The sequence below is a fragment of the Moorena sp. SIO3A2 genome (genome assembly GCF_010672265.1).
Classification (GTDB): Bacteria; Cyanobacteriota; Cyanobacteriia; order Cyanobacteriales; family Coleofasciculaceae; genus Moorena; species Moorena producens.
Genome location: NZ_JAAHHC010000006.1, coordinates 246,609 through 262,703, shown reverse-complemented (window position 1 = coordinate 262,703; position 16,095 = coordinate 246,609). Strand labels below are relative to the sequence as shown.

20 protein-coding genes and 2 pseudogenes are annotated in these 16,095 nt (G+C 42.7%); 9 read left to right on the top strand and 13 right to left on the bottom strand.

The genetic code is table 11. The features are described from left to right. Window positions 1–7 precede the first annotated feature (7 nt). Both F6K64_RS08890 and F6K64_RS08885 read right to left on the bottom strand, forming a co-directional pair. Entirely contained in the window at window positions 8–187 is a 180-nt protein-coding gene (locus tag F6K64_RS08890; RefSeq protein ID WP_287265305.1) for a hypothetical protein, read from the bottom strand. A gap of 1,205 nt (window positions 188–1,392) precedes the next feature. After that, window positions 1,393–2,058 carry a hypothetical protein gene (locus F6K64_RS08885; RefSeq protein ID WP_287265303.1) on the bottom strand — a complete coding sequence of 222 codons (666 nt, stop codon included), beginning with the start codon at window positions 2,056–2,058 and terminating at the stop codon, window positions 1,393–1,395. 10 nt (window positions 2,059–2,068) lie between these two features. Here F6K64_RS08885 and F6K64_RS08880 point away from each other — a divergent pair, with 10 nt between their 5' ends. Beyond that, the gene (locus tag F6K64_RS08880; RefSeq protein WP_137985453.1) at window positions 2,069–2,290 is read left to right on the top strand and encodes a hypothetical protein; all 222 of its coding nucleotides are present in this window, start codon (window positions 2,069–2,071) and stop codon (window positions 2,288–2,290) included. Here F6K64_RS08880 and F6K64_RS08875 read toward each other — a convergent pair. Genes F6K64_RS08875 through F6K64_RS08865 form a run of 3 tightly spaced genes read right to left on the bottom strand, consistent with a single transcriptional unit; the run spans window position 2,283 to window position 4,102 of the window. Continuing rightward, window positions 2,283–2,486, bottom strand: coding sequence for a hypothetical protein (locus tag F6K64_RS08875; RefSeq protein ID WP_287265301.1), 204 nt, complete (start codon window positions 2,484–2,486; stop codon window positions 2,283–2,285). The two genes, F6K64_RS08880 and F6K64_RS08875, sit on opposite strands and share 8 nt — an antisense overlap. Beyond that, entirely contained in the window at window positions 2,483–3,409 is a 927-nt protein-coding gene (locus F6K64_RS08870; RefSeq protein ID WP_287265300.1) for a DUF1822 family protein, read from the bottom strand. The genes F6K64_RS08875 and F6K64_RS08870 overlap by 4 nt, the downstream gene beginning before the upstream one ends. Before the next feature lie 36 nt (window positions 3,410–3,445). Then, on the bottom strand, window positions 3,446–4,102 hold the full coding sequence (locus F6K64_RS08865; RefSeq protein WP_287265298.1) for a hypothetical protein: 657 nt from the start codon (window positions 4,100–4,102) through the stop codon (window positions 3,446–3,448). A gap of 158 nt (window positions 4,103–4,260) precedes the next feature. On the opposite strand from F6K64_RS08865, the gene F6K64_RS08860 reads away from it, so the two are divergent. Genes F6K64_RS08860 through F6K64_RS08850 form a run of 3 tightly spaced genes read left to right on the top strand, consistent with a single transcriptional unit; the run spans window position 4,261 to window position 5,756 of the window. Then, window positions 4,261–4,473 carry a hypothetical protein gene (locus tag F6K64_RS08860; RefSeq protein WP_287265297.1) on the top strand — a complete coding sequence of 71 codons (213 nt, stop codon included), beginning with the start codon at window positions 4,261–4,263 and terminating at the stop codon, window positions 4,471–4,473. 2 nt (window positions 4,474–4,475) lie between these two features. Then, a complete protein-coding gene (locus F6K64_RS08855) occupies window positions 4,476–4,721 on the top strand; it encodes a hypothetical protein (RefSeq protein ID WP_287265295.1) in 246 nt (81 codons plus the stop codon). 42 nt (window positions 4,722–4,763) lie between these two features. Then, complete coding sequence (locus F6K64_RS08850; protein WP_287265294.1) at window positions 4,764–5,756, top strand: N-acetylglucosamine kinase; 993 nt, start codon at window positions 4,764–4,766, stop codon at window positions 5,754–5,756. A 69-nt stretch (window positions 5,757–5,825) separates the two neighbouring features. Here the strand turns inward: F6K64_RS08850 and F6K64_RS08845 are convergent, their stop codons facing one another. From F6K64_RS08845 to F6K64_RS08825, 4 genes are all read right to left on the bottom strand, one after another. After that, on the bottom strand, window positions 5,826–6,761 hold the full coding sequence (locus F6K64_RS08845) for a DUF4351 domain-containing protein (RefSeq protein ID WP_287265292.1): 936 nt from the start codon (window positions 6,759–6,761) through the stop codon (window positions 5,826–5,828). Window positions 6,762–6,835: 74 nt separating this feature from the next. After that, on the bottom strand, window positions 6,836–7,711 hold the full coding sequence (locus F6K64_RS08840; protein WP_287265290.1) for a DUF4351 domain-containing protein: 876 nt from the start codon (window positions 7,709–7,711) through the stop codon (window positions 6,836–6,838). 257 nt (window positions 7,712–7,968) lie between these two features. Next, window positions 7,969–8,226 carry a hypothetical protein gene (locus F6K64_RS08830; protein ID WP_287265340.1) on the bottom strand — a complete coding sequence of 86 codons (258 nt, stop codon included), beginning with the start codon at window positions 8,224–8,226 and terminating at the stop codon, window positions 7,969–7,971. Between the two features lie 42 nt (window positions 8,227–8,268). Further along, window positions 8,269–8,484 (bottom strand): hypothetical protein, encoded by a 216-nt coding sequence (locus tag F6K64_RS08825; RefSeq protein WP_287265287.1) that lies wholly within the window; start codon window positions 8,482–8,484, stop codon window positions 8,269–8,271. Window positions 8,485–8,717: 233 nt separating this feature from the next. Between F6K64_RS08825 and F6K64_RS38795 the strand changes: the two are divergent. Further along, a pseudogene (locus F6K64_RS38795) lies at window positions 8,718–8,843 on the top strand (DNA-binding protein); the annotation flags it as partial. A gap of 5 nt (window positions 8,844–8,848) precedes the next feature. Here F6K64_RS38795 and F6K64_RS08815 read toward each other — a convergent pair. From F6K64_RS08815 to F6K64_RS08805, 3 genes are all read right to left on the bottom strand, one after another. Then, complete coding sequence (locus F6K64_RS08815) at window positions 8,849–9,700, bottom strand: hypothetical protein (protein WP_071104226.1); 852 nt, start codon at window positions 9,698–9,700, stop codon at window positions 8,849–8,851. A 109-nt stretch (window positions 9,701–9,809) separates the two neighbouring features. Next, a complete protein-coding gene (locus tag F6K64_RS08810; protein WP_287265284.1) occupies window positions 9,810–10,010 on the bottom strand; it encodes a hypothetical protein in 201 nt (66 codons plus the stop codon). A 175-nt stretch (window positions 10,011–10,185) separates the two neighbouring features. After that, complete coding sequence (locus F6K64_RS08805) at window positions 10,186–10,860, bottom strand: hypothetical protein (RefSeq protein ID WP_158026415.1); 675 nt, start codon at window positions 10,858–10,860, stop codon at window positions 10,186–10,188. Between the two features lie 358 nt (window positions 10,861–11,218). Between F6K64_RS08805 and F6K64_RS08800 the strand changes: the two genes are divergently transcribed. Both F6K64_RS08800 and F6K64_RS08795 read left to right on the top strand, forming a co-directional pair. Continuing rightward, entirely contained in the window at window positions 11,219–11,380 is a 162-nt protein-coding gene (locus F6K64_RS08800) for a hypothetical protein (protein WP_287265283.1), read from the top strand. A gap of 153 nt (window positions 11,381–11,533) precedes the next feature. Next, window positions 11,534–11,986, top strand: coding sequence for a MerR family transcriptional regulator (locus F6K64_RS08795; RefSeq protein ID WP_271969961.1), 453 nt, complete (start codon window positions 11,534–11,536; stop codon window positions 11,984–11,986). 156 nt (window positions 11,987–12,142) lie between these two features. Here the strand turns inward: F6K64_RS08795 and F6K64_RS08790 are convergent, their stop codons facing one another. Next, window positions 12,143–14,422 carry a hypothetical protein gene (locus tag F6K64_RS08790; RefSeq protein ID WP_137985457.1) on the bottom strand — a complete coding sequence of 760 codons (2,280 nt, stop codon included), beginning with the start codon at window positions 14,420–14,422 and terminating at the stop codon, window positions 12,143–12,145. Window positions 14,423–15,489: 1,067 nt separating this feature from the next. Here F6K64_RS08790 and F6K64_RS08785 point away from each other — a divergent pair. Together F6K64_RS08785 and F6K64_RS38790 are read left to right on the top strand one after the other, a co-directional pair. Then, entirely contained in the window at window positions 15,490–15,825 is a 336-nt protein-coding gene (locus tag F6K64_RS08785; protein ID WP_287265281.1) for a hypothetical protein, read from the top strand. A gap of 20 nt (window positions 15,826–15,845) precedes the next feature. Next, window positions 15,846–16,082: pseudogene (locus F6K64_RS38790) on the top strand (ribbon-helix-helix domain-containing protein). The last annotated feature ends 13 nt before the right edge of the window (window positions 16,083–16,095 follow it).

Below are 16,095 nucleotides of genomic sequence, written 5' to 3'. Positions count from 1 at the left end.
TAAATGTTTACCAGTCTTCATCCTCATCCTCTAGCCTTTGAAGCCTTGCTTTAATTTCTGCTTCCTTTACTTGTTCAATTTGCTCGATTGCCAACTCTAATATTTTAGCAGATTGTGGAAAGTAATAAAATTGTTTAACAAGTTCCTTTAAGTAAGTAATTAATTCGTCTTGAGGAAGTTGTGGCATCTTGAGTTTCTCTGTTTTATAAATTTTATATAGCTAAGCTAGCTTGAAATAAACTATAAAATCCAGGACAGTTAGGGACAGATAACTAAGTGTCCTTTTCTGTCCTTTTATAGTTCATTAACCCTGGTTTGCCCCAAGGCACAATCAAGATTGGGTAGAAGATAAATTATCCAGAAGCGATTTATGGTTTTCCATATCCTATAAATTTTTTCGGGATTAAAATCAGATATCCGGAGATAGCTAATTTTTTTTTAGAACCCCTAACTGTAGTAAATATCTTCACTAACCCAGTGGTAAATGCTGAACATTAACATTACTATTGACGGAAATAATCACAAATAAGTTCCAGCATTATCTCTTGAATCTATCCCCTAAAAATATCAACTTCTGCACCGCTATCCCATTAACTCTATCCTAGATAAGTTGTCAAAAAAATTTCCAAAAAACACCATCAGGGATTGACCATGACGAGACCATCACAATGGGAAAACCGGCTGTAACGAAGCAACAAACTAAACCAATAATGGCCTCACTGTTGATGTGACGTAGCATTAAATAATCAAATCATTGATTAATCGTTTATCCCACTGATTTTTGAATATACTAGTAAGAGGAAATTTAAGCGGTTATTAAGGAGAGATGTCACGCCGAAAAAAGTCGCCACAATTCGATGATTTAACTCAAAAACACTCAGGTGATGGGAAACAGAAGCCAGGCTCAAAGCAATCAGGAAGCCAAAGAGTAACCGAACCAGTCTGACAATACCAGATTGGGTTAGGGAGTTACCTGGGCATCAAGCTCAAGAAGCTTGGGATGAGGCGATAGACGCCTACAGGCAAGGCAAAGCTAATGGCGGTGAAGCCAAGTTCAAGTCTTGCCGAAGTAAATCTCAAACCATCATTCAACTCCAATTCCCCTTCCGTTATAGCCCTTAGACAAGCGCGGGATGGGAATTGGAGATCGATTTTGTTGCGTATCCTAAATATTTCCGCTAGTATAAATATATTATTACGCTCTATTGAGTGTCGGTTTAAGTGCAAGCTGAAAAGCCTCTGGTGGAAACTTAAATCAACAAAAACCTTCAAAAAGTAAGCCCAATGATTTTTTTTATTCGGAGGGTCTAGAGGCTGTTTGGCTCAGCCGTTAAGGGTTTTCTACTCTTAATAATCCCTCACTATAATCGCGTGATGAGCGTGATGGGAGTGTCAAAACTGCTGATTCAACTCAGATGCCTGGGGTTCCTGCCGCCAGGTAATTTGTGCCCCCGCCTGACCCGCCAACTCCTCCAACGCCTGCTGATCAGCTTGCTGGTTAAGATTGGCACCCTGACCCAAAATTGCCAGAATTCTGACCTTGCCCTTGGGGGTAGGCTGCCGGTTAAGGGGGTTGGGACAATCGTATTCAATCGCACTGAGGGCAACTTCGGCCTGGGCTTCCGCCAGTAAATCCCAGCGGTGCCAGGGAAACCGACGCAGCCAGGGATTATTGGTCTGTAACAGCAGTTGAAATTTTTTCCCCGAGCGCAATAACTTATCCCGAATCCCGCGAAACTCTAGATCAGTATTGAGCCAGTGATTAAGACTCTTTTCCAAAACCTCAGCTGCTCGCCGACAAGCCGCAAAGGCTTCCCCCCGCTGGGATGAATTGGTCACCTGTTCGGGATTGGCACTCAGAGCACGAAATAGCATTTCCAAACTCAGATACCGTTGCTGCCAATGGCGATAACAGTTGAGTAAGTCTCGATTCCCTGACAACCGCCCTTTAATCCGAGTTTGGGACGGAGAATGGAGATCCCCTTGCCGAATTTCCAGGGTGGCATCAAACCCCTGTTCAATTTCTCCGTCTAATATTAACGTTAACAGCCTCTTCATTGATCTATTTTTGACAATTTTAATAAGCAGTCAGCTTAAGCGCTACGCGCACGCTACGCGAACAGCTATCAGCTATCAGTTATCAGTTTTCAGCTATCAGCTATCAGTTTTCAGTTTTCAGCTATCAGCTATTTATGGGTTATCAGCTGTCAGCTATCAGCCATCAGCTATCAGCAAGTTATCTTTGAATAAAACCGGTAAGCATTGGTTTAATATCTGTTACGTCAGCTGACCACTGACCGCTGACCACTTACCGCTGACCGCTGACCACTGACCGCTGACCGCTGACCGCTGACCGCTGACCGCTGACCACTGACCGCTGACCGCTGACCGCTGACCGCTGACCGCTGACCACTGACCGCTGACCGCTGACCACTGACCGCTGACCACTGACCGCTGACCACTGACCGCTGACCGCTCTCGATCAAACCTGAAACCTTTCGATAATGGAGGCTTCACCTAAAGACACCTTAATTCCGAAGTTATCTCTCTGTTGGGCATTAAACTGATATTGGATGAATTCATCATTACTTCTAGCGGTTACTTCGGTAAAAATATCACCGGTTGCAGTTAGTACGGATAGTTTCAAATTCGGAGGCAAGGTTAGTGCTTCACCCTTGGGATAAATCTGTGCTCGAACGCTGGCCGTTTCCTTGTCGATTTTCCGGATAGTAATAATTAAAACGACAGGATTACCCGCTAGTTCTAGCCCTAAATCAAATAAATCAATCAGTTTACCTCGTTCTTGCTGGTCTTCGGTATTTCTAAATGCTGGTCTAAGTTTTGGAGACAGCAAATCGCTAACCGACTGCCAACCTACTTCAAAATTACCCTTAAACCATTCCAGTAAGTTCACGACATTTGATTCTAGCTCTGGTAATGGCTCTGGTAATTGCTTAATTAACTCCTCAAGAGAATCGATTTTACTAATCTCCAAGCTTCCTTTTACTGCAGTTTTGGCAAATCCTAGCAGTTTAGCTTGATTGTTTGGTTTATTAATTTCTACCACCACATAACCAACTCGGTCTTGGCGACTTTCTGGTGGTATGTCACAAACTTGGTCACCAGGTAAAACAGGACGACATTCCAATTTCCCCCAATCTTTAACCATCAAGTCGGATACATTCATTAGCGATCGCAGGGCTGGATTGCTGCTATCACTTGCTGGTAAATCAGTTTCTACTTCCAGACACTGTAAGTAGAAATTTACCGCATAAACTGCTAATGTATTGAGGTAAACGTCTTGAGCTTTATCCGGCTCGTCCTGTTCCCGACTAAAGGTTTCTGCTAGTTTATACCAATCTCTGGTAATAGGCACAGAAAATGCTAATTTTTCCGTTAAGTTATTCATGGTTACTCTCTAAATAAATTGAATCTTATTAGTCAGTTATTCCTGCAAGTATTCCTTAAACCTGTCAGCAAAATACTTGCAACAGCGCCAGTAGAAACTTTGCACCGTTGACGCTTGCTTTGGCTTTAACCCAACTGCTACAGCAGTCTGTTGCCAACTCTTCCGGTCTAGATATAAAAGAGCAATGGTTCTGAAGTTGGCTTTAGGATGTCCTTTAACGTGTTTGCTGGCAAACAGCCCATCAGAGTCTTCTTCAATACACTGACGTACAAGCTGTGAAGGTAACGGAGTGTCTTCTGGTTGGGCAACGGTATCTAAATAGGTCATACCTGATTGATTGACCTTACCCCCATCGGAAGAGTTTATTGGTGCATCTAGTGAGTACTCCTTTCCCCCTTTGGTATGTCTTTTCTTGGCATCAATCAACCGCCACTTGAGGACACTATTAATCCAGTTAATCACCGGACCTCTCGGTTCATAAGTATCAATTTTTTTGAACACATACAACCAAGTCTCTTGAAGTGCTTCATCGTAAACCTCCTGAGGGGTGTCATATCTCCTGTGAGATAATCTGCCTGATGCTTGAATCATTTGAATCAGCCGAGTCAGGACGACACGACGGCCACGGCTTTTTGGGGAATGCTTTTGAGCTTCTAACGCTAGCTGTTGTAGTCGTTCCTCCAGTTCGTCCATAGGTTAACTCCATCTCAATCCATCTCCTGGATTTACCTTTCTAAATAACTAACGGTGGCCAACCCCGGATTCTATGCAAAGTCGGAAAAAATTTTTGAAATGGCCTCTCTAGCTCGATTTGGCATGGAATCGGTCTTTGAGAAAGTTAACAAAAACAGATGAGGCTGTTGTTTTTATTCCTGCCCATGTATAATCCTAAAACCATCAAGCGTTGGCTAGTCGGACTGATTGCTATTCCTCTAATCTGGTCAGCCTACTCCGAGTATGAAGGTAAACCCTTTACCCAAGCCAGTGATGTGATCAATGCCCTGGTGCAAGTTACAGTATTAGTCGATGCCCTTCTCAAGCAAGAAGATCCAGACAATAACTAATTGTGAGCTTTTGGCTAGTTTTGAATGCGATCGCTAAACTGGCATCAGGCGTAGAACTGGCATCAGGCGTAGAACTGGCATCTTGGGTAGAACTGGCATCTTGCCAGTTTCCTCCTTATTTTCGCGCGGGCAGGATGCCCACTCTACTCCTATTCAGGGCGAAGACTGATGCAACGCCAGTTTTGAATGCGATCGCTAAACTGGCATCAGGCGTAGAACTGGCATCTTGCCAGTTTCAATTTGCGTAGAACTGGCAAGATGCCAGTTTCATTAGAATCAACTAACTATAAATGAACAGCTGTGTAATCGGAATAGATGGCGGTGCCACTAAAACCCTTTGTGTAGTACTCAACCACCAAGGTCAAATCCTAGGTCGAGGAGAAGCCGACGCCTCCAATTATCACACTGTTGGTATCAAAACCGCTTTCGCCTCTATAGAATCAGCCATTCGCCTAGCCACCCAAGAGGCTTCCGCTAAACTATCCATGGAATCGGTCACAGTGGAAGCGATGTGTTTGGGATTAGCCGGTGTTGCTCGTCCACGAGATCTAGAAGTAGTGCGAGGCTTCGTCCTACAGTTGTTGTCAAGTCAGACAATTCCCGTCACTTGGGCATTACTCCCCTCTAATGTTGTCATTTGTGATGATGCTTTGATTGCCTTAGTGGGGGGAGTCGGTAAGCCTGTGGGAGTTGTTGCGATCGCAGGCACAGGCTCAATCGTTTTTGGACGCAATGCCCAGGGAAATACCAAGCGAGTTGGTGGCTGGGGGCATATCCTAGGAGATGTTGGCAGTGCCTACCACATTGCCGTGTCTGGATTACGAGCCGCTATGAAAGCCTATGATGGTTGCGAAACAGTAACTAGTCTAACAGCAGCTAGTCTTCAGGAGCGCTTTACCACCCATTTTAACTTATCCAACTTTAATTATATCACAGATATCATCTATCAGCCAGGGTGGGGAGTGAAAGAAATTGCATCCTTAGCACCAATTGTGGATCAAGCAGCCGCTGAAGGCGATCAGGTAGCCATTAGCATTATCGAAGATACGGTTAATCAACTAGCTAAAGCTACCCAAGTTGTAATTGAAAGCGTATTTGCTCCTGACTCAGCATGTGAAGTAGTAACAACCGGAAGTGTATGGCATGCTCTTTCCTCAATCCGTCAGCAATTTGAATCATCTGTAGTCATGCTTAGCCCTAATGCTAAGGTGATTTGGCCTCGCCATCAGCCTGCTTATGGTGCCGGTTTGTTAGGCTTGCTGAGCCTAGGCAAAAGGCCATAGGCCATAGGCAATAGGCAAGAGTAACCCACCCCTAACCCCAGGGTCGAGGTGGGTTGTTGCACTATTTAATTAATTGGGCAAATGTTGAGTAAACTCGTCTAGGGAGTTAACGGTTAATGCTGTTGCCATCAACTCTTCTAATTGTTCGAGAGTTAAGGCTTGAATTTTGATGGATATCTCGACAGGAATCTCTGAAAATCGCAGTTTAAGGATGCGCTCTAAACTGCCTCGACGTTCTTGTTGGATGCCTTGTTCAATGCCTTGTTCAATCCCTTGTTCAATGCCTTGTTCAATGCCTTGAGCAACCCCTTGTTGGATGCCTTGTTCAATCCCTTGAGCAAGACCCTCTTGTAAAATCTCTTGATACCAGGGCGATTCCCGTAATACTGTCATATCCCACCTCATGATTTGTTGAATTAAGGGTATCTCTAGTACAAAGCTAGCGAAGAAAGCTAACAATGGCTCTAGTTGATTTAAAGTTTGATCCGCTCGTAGCGCCTGCACGGCTGAGCGCAATTTTGATTCACTACCACCTCCTTTTAAAATTGGTACAAATGGAAATAGGGGAGGCAAAGGTTGTCCTAATACTAATTCAGCATCTACTTCCCACAGATTAATTACCCGATAATCTTGACGAGCTTTTAATCCCATGAATTCACTGTCGTAACAGTCTTCAATGGTTACTGTTGCGGGAGGCGGCAAGATGTTAATTAATACCGGATAAGCGGATAGGTTGTATTTCTCCTCAGCTAAAGCCACATAATTGCGCATTCGCTTAGGCATGTTCTGGTCATAGCGTAGTTGTAATTCATTGAGAATCAGAAATTCGGAGTGTTCAGGACTAGACGCTTTTACAATGACATCACTTTCGCGACTAATCCATTGGAACTCAGCATCCAGTAACTGAGATGCCCGCACTTGGGAATTACCGGTTACCCATTGCACCCAAGCATTAGGAGCGAGACTGATTAGGCGTTTGCTACCAATATCTGCACGTTTTGCCATACAATTGATCCAATTAAGACTAATTATTGACTTACGCCCACCCCACGGTCGAGGTGGGGTGTGGCCTTATTTAATTAATTAGGCAAATGTTGAGTAAACTCATCTAGGGAGTTAACGGTTAATGCTGTAGCCATCAACTCTTCTAATTGTTCGAGAGTTAAGGATTGAATTCTGATCGATATCTCGACAGGAATCTCTGAAAATCGTAGTTTAAGGATGCGCTCTAAACTGCCTCGACGTTCTTGTTGGATGCCTTGTTCAATCCCTTGTTCAATCCCTTGAGCAAGACCCTCTTGTAAAATCTCTTGATACCAGGGCGATTCCCGTAATACTGTCATATCCCACCTCATGATTTGTTGAATTAAAGGTATCTCTAACACGAAGCTAGCAAAAAATGCTAAGAGCGGTTCTAGTTGATTTAAAGTTTGATCCGCTCGTAAAGCCTGCACCGCTGACCGCAATTTTGATTCACTACCACCTCCAAATAAGATCGGGACAAATGGAAATAGGGGAGGCAAAGGTTGTCCTAATACTAATTCCGCCTCTACTTCCCACAGATTAATTACCCGATAATCTTGACGAGCCTTTAATCCCATGAATTCCCTGTCGTAACAGTCTTCAATAGTAACTGTGGCTGGAGGCGGCAAGATGTTAATTAATACCGGATAAGCCGATAGGTTGTATTTCTCCTCAGCTAAAGCCACATAATTGCGCATTCGCTTAGGCATGTTCTGGTCATAGCGTAGTTGTAATTCATTGAGAATCAGAAATTCTTGATGTTGAGGACTAGACGCTTTTATAATCACATCGCTTTCGCGACTAATCCATTGAAACTCAGCATCCAGTAACTGAGATGCCCGCACTTGGGAATTGCCGGTTACCCATTGCACCCAAGCATTAGGAGCGAGACTGATGAGGCGTTTGCTACCAATATCTGCACGTTTTGCCATAGACAATTGACCAAATCAAGACTAATTTTTGAGTTACATACACCCCAGTTTGCAGAGCTGTTTCTGGGGTCGGACTAAAATTTGATTACTGAAGAGCTGGGCAAGTCACACTTCCCAAACTTCCTGCTTCTTAAGATTCTTCGTCTATAGACTCTCCCTCTATAGAATCGCTGTCTATAGGGTCTCCTAAATCGAAGATAATTATAAATTTTTCATCGGGCATCAGCCGTTTAAGAGCCTGCAAGTGCCCCTCCGCATCAGAACGGTTCCGAAAACGACGCACAACCACCCGCTGCATCTTCGGCAATAGACGAATGAGCGCCCATGGATATAGGCGTTGAGAGTACGACATAAAATATTAGGTATCTCCTTAACTGGGGCTCCAGAGCCAGCCTGTAGCTGGGAGAAACTGTCGGCTGGCTCTTACCGTGGAACGTTTCTTGATGCAGTCGCTCATGGGGGAAACCCCCAAGACCGCTTAGGTGCGCTTTCCGTTGGCGAATTAAATTCGCCACGGGTCGCACCTCTGCATCGCTTTAGCGCCCACGGTAATTTTATTATAACACAAAAAATATTCCATTATAACATTTTTTGAAAACTTTTGTAACAAATTTTTTTAGGGAATCGGGAATCGGGAATCGGGAATCGGGAATCGGGAGTAGTGGAGTGGGGAGTAGTAGAGTGAAAAAAAATCCTGTGTTGTATATTAATACATAAATTAGTTTATATAATAATTTATTGCTATAGGCGATGGGAGCTTGGAGCCGCTGCACGATTGACCTTGGCCTTTTGGCCACGCTACGGGAACGGTCATGCTATTTGCGATGCTCCTTGGCCTTTGGGCCACGCTACGCGAAGGTCGCCGCTCCGCGAAAGCATTTGCCGATCGAATAGTTATATGCGATCGCATTCCCGATTCCCGATTCCCGATTCCCGATTCCCGATTCCCGATTCCCGATTCCCGATTCCCAATTACCGACTCCCGATTCCCGATTCCCGATTCCCGAAAATTAATGGTCCTTGTAAGATTGTGTATCAGCCGGATCATCCACTAGATTCTGGTGCTCGTTTGTGGATTGAAACCTTCTGTGATATTCACTTTATGGGTGGTAGTTTTCCGGCTACTAGCTAAGTCGGTCAAGGGTTTTTATCAAATTCTTTTTGACAAGATTCTATATGATGATCCTTATTGTTATAAGCATAGTGTAGAGCATAATTGCTAGAGTTAGAGATTTTATCCCAACTTATTCGATACCACTTCGATAAATTTATTGGGTCAACACTTTCGACCTGTGGTATAAAATCAATGCCATAAGAAATTCCAGTTAAGTCTTTCAGAATATCACGCCGTATAACTCCTCTCAAACAAACTATATAATCACTGTGAAACCCATATTTTTTACCTAATATCTTATTTCCTTGCTTCTGGAAAATAAGATATATATTAGAGCCTTTGTTCTGCTGGTAAAAATAGATGCCATCAGTAAAGCCTTCTACTCCCACTAATTGTCTCCACTTTTTTTCCCACTTAAGGATCGCATCTTGAGCTTGATTATATACAGATGTTGATGAAGGAATTTGTTTGGCCAAGTTAATTGCTAATTTATAATTTTCATCAACTGGTTTCAACTCCTGTTCGCTTAGCGTGGCCTTTTGGCTATCGTTGATCACTTTCTCTGCTTGAGCCAACTGTCCTTGAGCACACTGATTCAGAAAAGCTCGTGCATTATAATATTTGTGAGAACTTTCAGGAATTTCTAGAGCTTTGTTCATACACTCCACAAAGTTTTTATTTATGATCAGGTCTTCCATCGTTTCCACAAATAGTTGCTCTTGATGAGATAGCCATTGCTGATAGCCAAAAATGGCTGCCTTACCAGTAATGAAAAGTGTTGCAATACCGATTCCTATCCATAAAAAATTCTTAACTAAAGATCTAGGTGGATTCTCCGGGTTTACTGACTTGTGATCTTGTTTGTAATTTTGCATATGATGGCTATAGTATTTATATGTCTAAAGATTCTAACCACTCCTCAAGTGATTGAAAAGGATCTGATCCCTTAAAGGTCATTCCTTACAACTTCAGATTTCCCTGCTCTTAGTACCGAAGAACCATAATGATCAGGTCACAGGATTGTCTTCTCTCTTCTGTTTTCCCTATAGCATCAGTATCCTCGTAGTAAAACAGATGCGATGCTCCTTTGGAGCATCGCATACCGTGACCATTCACGTAGGGTGGCCTTTTGGCCAAGGTCAATCCCATTACCTGAACCCAATGGCGTCCGCGTAAGGTATCCAAGGGGAGGATCGCAAAAGGGTGGATGCCATCGGGTTGGTTTTCAGGACTTACGCAAAATTAGGGCTTATACGCTATAAATAGCGTAAGGTGCGTTGTAACGCACCCTACAGGTAGATTTTCGGCGTAAGTCCTGGTTTTGAGACGATTATCGCTTAATTAGCTGGATTGGCAAGTCTCAGTTATCGTAAAAAATGAATCGAGTAGTAACATGGGGGTGTGAATATAGACGGATTTTATTGCCGCCAATTTCCCTACCATCTTCTAGCCATCGCCAATCCAAGATCCATGCCCAATCCCAAGGATTCGCTATATTCTGGATTATGCCGTCACCCAATATCCAACTGTAGTCACCACCACCTTGCTGGCGAGTCCAGCCATATCTGCCGCGAAACCGCCCACGGGTACCGAACTGATCGTTGGTGTATTCTGTCCCAATGGTGAGGTCAATGACGCGAACTTCGTCAGAGGTATTCGTTTCGTGCTGCATGATCATGCGGATACGACCACCATCTGCATCGAGCAATTGAGGAGGCATGTCCAATTCATAGTAATTGTATTCAGTAAGATCTCGAGCACCGACAGTGAAAAATGCGACCATGTTCGTCGAGGTTTTATTTGAGACCATGTTGTGTGTCAAGGCTTGATCTATGGACTCTGCATTTATAGTAACTTCTGCATCTGTTTGTTCTTTGACTTTTTGAAAGCGGCGAACACCTTCGTCACTTTCCTCGGTAACGTAGATGGGAGGTAGCACTTCTACATCGGGAGCAAAAGTGGAGCTGCTTTGGAATGCTGGGGAATCAGTGTTCGTATACATCGCTGCCATGGCTGGATTGGGACACCATACCAACAGAATGGATACCGCGACTAAAAAAGCTATACAAATATTTTTCAAGATTGGTTTCATCTTTCATTTACTCTTTTCTTTCAATATAATGTCTGATTTAACACAGACTTTGCAGTACCCCTGAGGGTACCTTTTGTACTAATAAAGTACTCTTTTAAAAAATTGTGTAAAAGGCCGTAGGGTGTGTTAGGGATGGGCTCGCCCTGATTTTTTTTATGGTCGCCAGTGTTGGTGCCCGTCCGTAACGGGCAAGATGCCCGTTCCACCCACTGGGTCAAACTATATTCGTTTATTAACTACGGGATTGGCCGTAGGTCACGCTACGGGATTGACCGTAGGCCACGCTAAAAGCGATTGACCTTTGGTCACGCTACGCGATCGCATTCCCAATCCCGATTCCCGATTCCCGATTCCCGATTCCCGATTCCCGATTCCCGATTCCCGATTCCCGATTCCCGATTCCCGATTTCCTAACTATTCCGATATTGACGCAGTCGCTAATAGTGGAAACCACAGCACTTGACTTGCTAGCCACCCTTACCATATTTACCACTTTTACCACCCTTTCCTCCCTATTCCCTGTTCCCTATTCCCTGTTCCCTAAAAAAATAAATTGTCAATTTTTCTTTTTTCCCTTATACTAGTATTATCGGAATAGTTAAAGGAGAGGTAACTGATGAACAAGTGCGTTGGAACTACTGAAGCAGCATCTCTATTAGGAATTTCTTCTCGACGATTGCGCCAACTCCTAGACAAGGGTCGGGTGCGGGGTGCCTATAAAAGCGGGAAATTCTGGATTATTCCTCTGTTCAACCATTTGCCACAAATTACTAAAGGTAATCGTGGACCAAAGGGCAAATGGCGCACTAGTCGTACGACTGCTTTAGCTAAGATTAATGTTAACCGCAATCACATTGGCTCTAATATGAAAAAAAGCCCGGAAGACCGGAAGCCAGTGATTTCAGTTAAACGAAAGGGCACCAATCTCTACGGTAATGAGGTAGAAATTCTCGGTCCTTGTAAGATTGTGTATCAGCCGGATAATCCTCTCGATTGTGGCGCTCGTTTGTGGATTGAAACTTTCAGTGATATTCACTTTATAGGTGGGAGTTTTCCGGCTAGTAGCTGAGGGGGTAATTGGAGAACGGTTAATCCCATTTACAATAGGCGGGTGTTAACCCACCCATTTATATTTTTGTTATTAAGTTTAAGCTAGGATTCGCTAGCCTCAACTAACAGCTCTATCTGATGGATTAACACCGCGCGCTAATACTTAGAGGGGTAGTCATTTACGATTTGCGTCTAACCCCCAAGGTAAGTCGTTCTCGATAGCATTTCGGACATGCCGCTGGAAAGGACGATCAATTTCTTCGCTGAAAATCTCCAGTCCTTGTTTTTCATTCGTCTCAGGAAAATCGCCTCGTCCCTCTCCAATTGTAGATACCCAAACCGCACCATCTTTTTCAATGACTTGTCTAACAACTCGACCTGGAAAAAGAGTATGAGTTGGTAAAGTGTAGTTAATGGCAATAAACTTGTCTTTGTTTACCATTACTACGACCTTATCTTCAGTACCAAATAAAAACCTCCCCAAGTTGTCCTTCCAACCTTCAACATTTAAGTCAACTACCATACAGTTTTTAACTGGATTGGACGCCTGTTTGGGTCTAGAAGGTGCAGTAAATATAGCCTGTGAAATCATCTCTGCAAAGACATTTTCTGGTGTGCATCCCTTGTCTACAATATCACAGATTTTATTGTATTGAATTATGTCATCCTTGTATTCACTTGGATAAATATTAGGAAATGTAGAGTAATAATGATATCTGCCTTCTAAAAGATTATCATTCTCTGATTTAGAGGTAAAAAATGAATCATCCTTTAATATATCATTTCTATCAATTCGATCTTTGTTATCCTTGTTAGGCAAAACAAATGGATCATCAAAATTATCTAAGTATAAGTGCTCATTGAGCTTAAAACTGGGCTCATTTTTGCAAGGAATATTTTCCTTATACAAAGATCTTTCCCGATATCCTTGCGCAAAATACATTTGCTTATCTTCACTAAACCTTAACTCATGATCTGAAACTAAATTCAGTGAGATATCTTCTAGGTCACATTTTGGACTACCTTCTTTTTTTGTCAGCACAATTGAGGAATCTGTTACAGTTTTAACTGTAAATTCACTCTTACATTCACTAGAAGTAAGCTTAAATACTCCCGTTGCCTCACCAGCTTGTGAGTTATTAGCCAATGTCATAGTAACATACATTTTAGCTTTATCTTTCTGCCGAGTGAGATATCCTGACCATTCACCAAGAAACTTATCTGGTAGAAGTGTATCTTCAGATACTACAACACCTGTATTAGAACAATGAATAGTATACCACCATCGAGTGCCCTCATCACGATTACCAATTACCTTAACTCCCACATACTTCGCATTATCAGGAAGGTTACCAATACGTTTAGTATCACGCCCTGACTTTGGTCCTACTCCGAAAATACGAGACCCTTCATAGAAAATTTCCAGTCTATCCGGAATAGTATAAAACTCATACTCTAAGGCAACTTTTGGGTTTGTGCCTGGTGGGATCTTAAATAGGTCAGTCCTAACTTCGCTGGCTCCCTTGTAAGTATGCTTAACATTACACTGAACTGGAGCTTGACAACTAATTGATTGTATGGTTTGATTTCTGCTATCGGGTAGTAGAGAGTCTGCTAATCCTTCTCTACCGAAGGTTCCAGCCCAGGCCAGCAGTCTGGCTTCATCAGAAGTACCTAATTGTGCCAGGTTCAAGTTCTTTAAATTAGCATTATCCAGTGTTGCTTGTAAGCGCTGCTTGACATTGGATTCACATTTTTGCTTTCCTGTGTTCTTTAATGCTATATAATTTTCTGAGGGGTTAGCATTTGCTTGAGACAAGGTGATGGTTTCTATGGTTTGCCCTGATGCACCATAAATAATAGCCTGACTATTGCTAAATTCAGCTTTAGTGCCATCAGCTAGAATAATCGCCTGCACTTTATTTTGGGCATCGTATTCAATTTTGAACTCAGATAACCGGTCTCTAATTTCTGATTCCTGTAGTGGGCTTTGTCCACCTACAACAGCTTTGGGTTTGGGAACTGAAACACCTTTAAAGGCAATCTCATAGATCCGAAATTCTTCCTCTGGTAAATTTACCTGCATGCGTTGTTCTGCCCCTGTGGATGGAGAGACGATCAGCACTTCGTTATATCCGGCAGAATAGGGTGTCTGTTGAATAACACCATAATCTTTGGCGAGGGCTCCAAACAGTCGATCCACCAACTCTTCAATTGAACGGGGAATGCCATAGGGAATAATTTCATCTACTGCGTCATCAATCGTGTCATTTATCACGTCTTCGATTTCTTCATTAATTCCCCCAGGAAGTTTGGGAACCTTAACTTTTGGAATAATATCGTCTAAACCAAAAGCCCAGGTGTAACTTGCTGAAAACACTATGGATAATGTGACTAAGGATGACCGAAAGATCAGCTTTCGGATTGAGAACTTGGTTCGGGATACTTGTGCCATGATCAGTGTGTAGGAATGGAACAATTATCTGAAGAGATATAGCGTTATGGGCAAGGCAAGAGGCAAGAGGCAAGAGGCAAAAGTTAACGTGCATTAGCTTTTGCTGCTTTTATCAATGTCAAACACCTTAATACCTAGTGCTATATCTGATCGAGAGGTTGAGCGTTATGCCGAATCTTCTAGATATAGAGCAGCTAGCACCTGAATCTGTAAATCACTGGAAGCGTTATCTGGCTGTTCAATAATTTGGTTGGATTGTGCCAGTTCAGTAGGGTGCGTGATAAGACGGGCTCCCTCCAATTTTATAGGTAGCCAGTATTGGGACAGTCCGTCCCGTAACGCACCACTGGATTAAACAGCATGGATTGAGATGCATCCCTTTTAGAGTGACCTGTAGACTATTACAGTATCTTGAACATTAGTATTAGTAAGTGGCTCCCATCAACTTACTAATCGTGACAATTTTTAAACAGACTTAAGAATTGGATAATAAGGGTTGGATTGATTACAATCTCAAATCAAATTACCTATCAGATAGTTAATATAATATTTTCTACCTCGACTATATTAACTAGACATACAGTCAATGTAGGCGAAGCTTTGATGAAGTATCACTCAAGTTTTATTAAACTTAAGTTAAGCAGAGCTTTCACATTTCATCCTAAAAGGGTGACAAGCATACTGTAACTCTTGTAAAATCTAGTAAGTAGATAGGTTAAATTATCCGTTAAATAGTGTTGAATTCACATTTGTGAAAACCTTTTGAATACAGGCTTCCAGCTTCATTCTAGAATTATGAAGTTTAACCTGTATTTATGCCTACCTAGCCTATAATTGTGATAATCTATATTAAATGGATAATGGCGGAGCATGCAAGGAAAATCTTTCTTAGGATTGCTTAGGATTGGCAGCTTAGCAGCCTTCATAGTTGGTAGCCAGGTAAGGATTAATGCTCAAGTGCCTTCACACTTAGTATCATCCAATTGGAGCGGTGAATATTCACTATCGATTAATGGACAGACCTTTGAAAACATCCCGATTTCCGTCCAGTTAGATTTTTCACTGAGGTGACGGGAAACTGGTCAACTGGTACTGGTATATCTGGATCTGTAGCGGCAACCTTTGGGGATGACTGGGAATGGAAGGTAGACTCTGGATTGGGCAAGGATGGTATCTCTACCGTTGACAGACCTGAAATAACAGCTCCTTTCGATGTGCCTGCGACTGTCCCCACCTGCTTGAGTAACTACAAAGGAACTGGAACATTAGCCCCTAATACCCGAGAAATAACTTTTAATTATATTGGCTACCACTGCCATGGCAGCAAAACAACCGGAGAGGGAACCTTGAAGCTGATAGAAGAAGTGCAATCTTGGTATAACCAAGGTATAATTAAGGAGTAGGGCTTGTTAATAAAGTCACTATGAAAACCGCAATTTCACTTCCAGACTCAGTTTTTGAAGAGGCAGAAGCCCTTGCTTAACAGATGGGCTTGTCACGTAGTGAACTGTACCTAAAAGCATTAAAAGCTTATCTTAAAAGGTACAATCGCCATCAAATTTTACACAAGCTCAATGAAGTCTACTATAAATAGTCTTCTGAGCTAGATCCAGTGATGGCAAAGATACAATTCATGTCTCTAGCTCATGGTGAATGGTAATGTATCGTCCTAA

Coding starts and splice junctions, on each gene's coding strand:
- F6K64_RS08890 (WP_287265305.1), bottom strand. CDS start 187: ATGCCACAACTTCCTCAAGACGAATTAATTACTTACTTAAAGGAACTT.
- F6K64_RS08885 (WP_287265303.1), bottom strand. CDS start 2,058: ATGAAGAGGCTGTTAACGTTAATATTAGACGGAGAAATTGAACAGGGG.
- F6K64_RS08870 (WP_287265300.1), bottom strand. CDS start 3,409: ATGAATAACTTAACGGAAAAATTAGCATTTTCTGTGCCTATTACCAGA.
- F6K64_RS08865 (WP_287265298.1), bottom strand. CDS start 4,102: ATGGACGAACTGGAGGAACGACTACAACAGCTAGCGTTAGAAGCTCAA.
- F6K64_RS08860 (WP_287265297.1), top strand. CDS start 4,261: ATGAGGCTGTTGTTTTTATTCCTGCCCATGTATAATCCTAAAACCATC.
- F6K64_RS08850 (WP_287265294.1), top strand. CDS start 4,764: ATGAACAGCTGTGTAATCGGAATAGATGGCGGTGCCACTAAAACCCTT.
- F6K64_RS08845 (WP_287265292.1), bottom strand. CDS start 6,761: ATGGCAAAACGTGCAGATATTGGTAGCAAACGCCTAATCAGTCTCGCT.
- F6K64_RS08840 (WP_287265290.1), bottom strand. CDS start 7,711: ATGGCAAAACGTGCAGATATTGGTAGCAAACGCCTCATCAGTCTCGCT.
- F6K64_RS08815 (WP_071104226.1), bottom strand. CDS start 9,700: ATGCAAAATTACAAACAAGATCACAAGTCAGTAAACCCGGAGAATCCA.
- F6K64_RS08795 (WP_271969961.1), top strand. CDS start 11,534: ATGAACAAGTGCGTTGGAACTACTGAAGCAGCATCTCTATTAGGAATT.
- F6K64_RS08790 (WP_137985457.1), bottom strand. CDS start 14,422: ATGGCACAAGTATCCCGAACCAAGTTCTCAATCCGAAAGCTGATCTTT.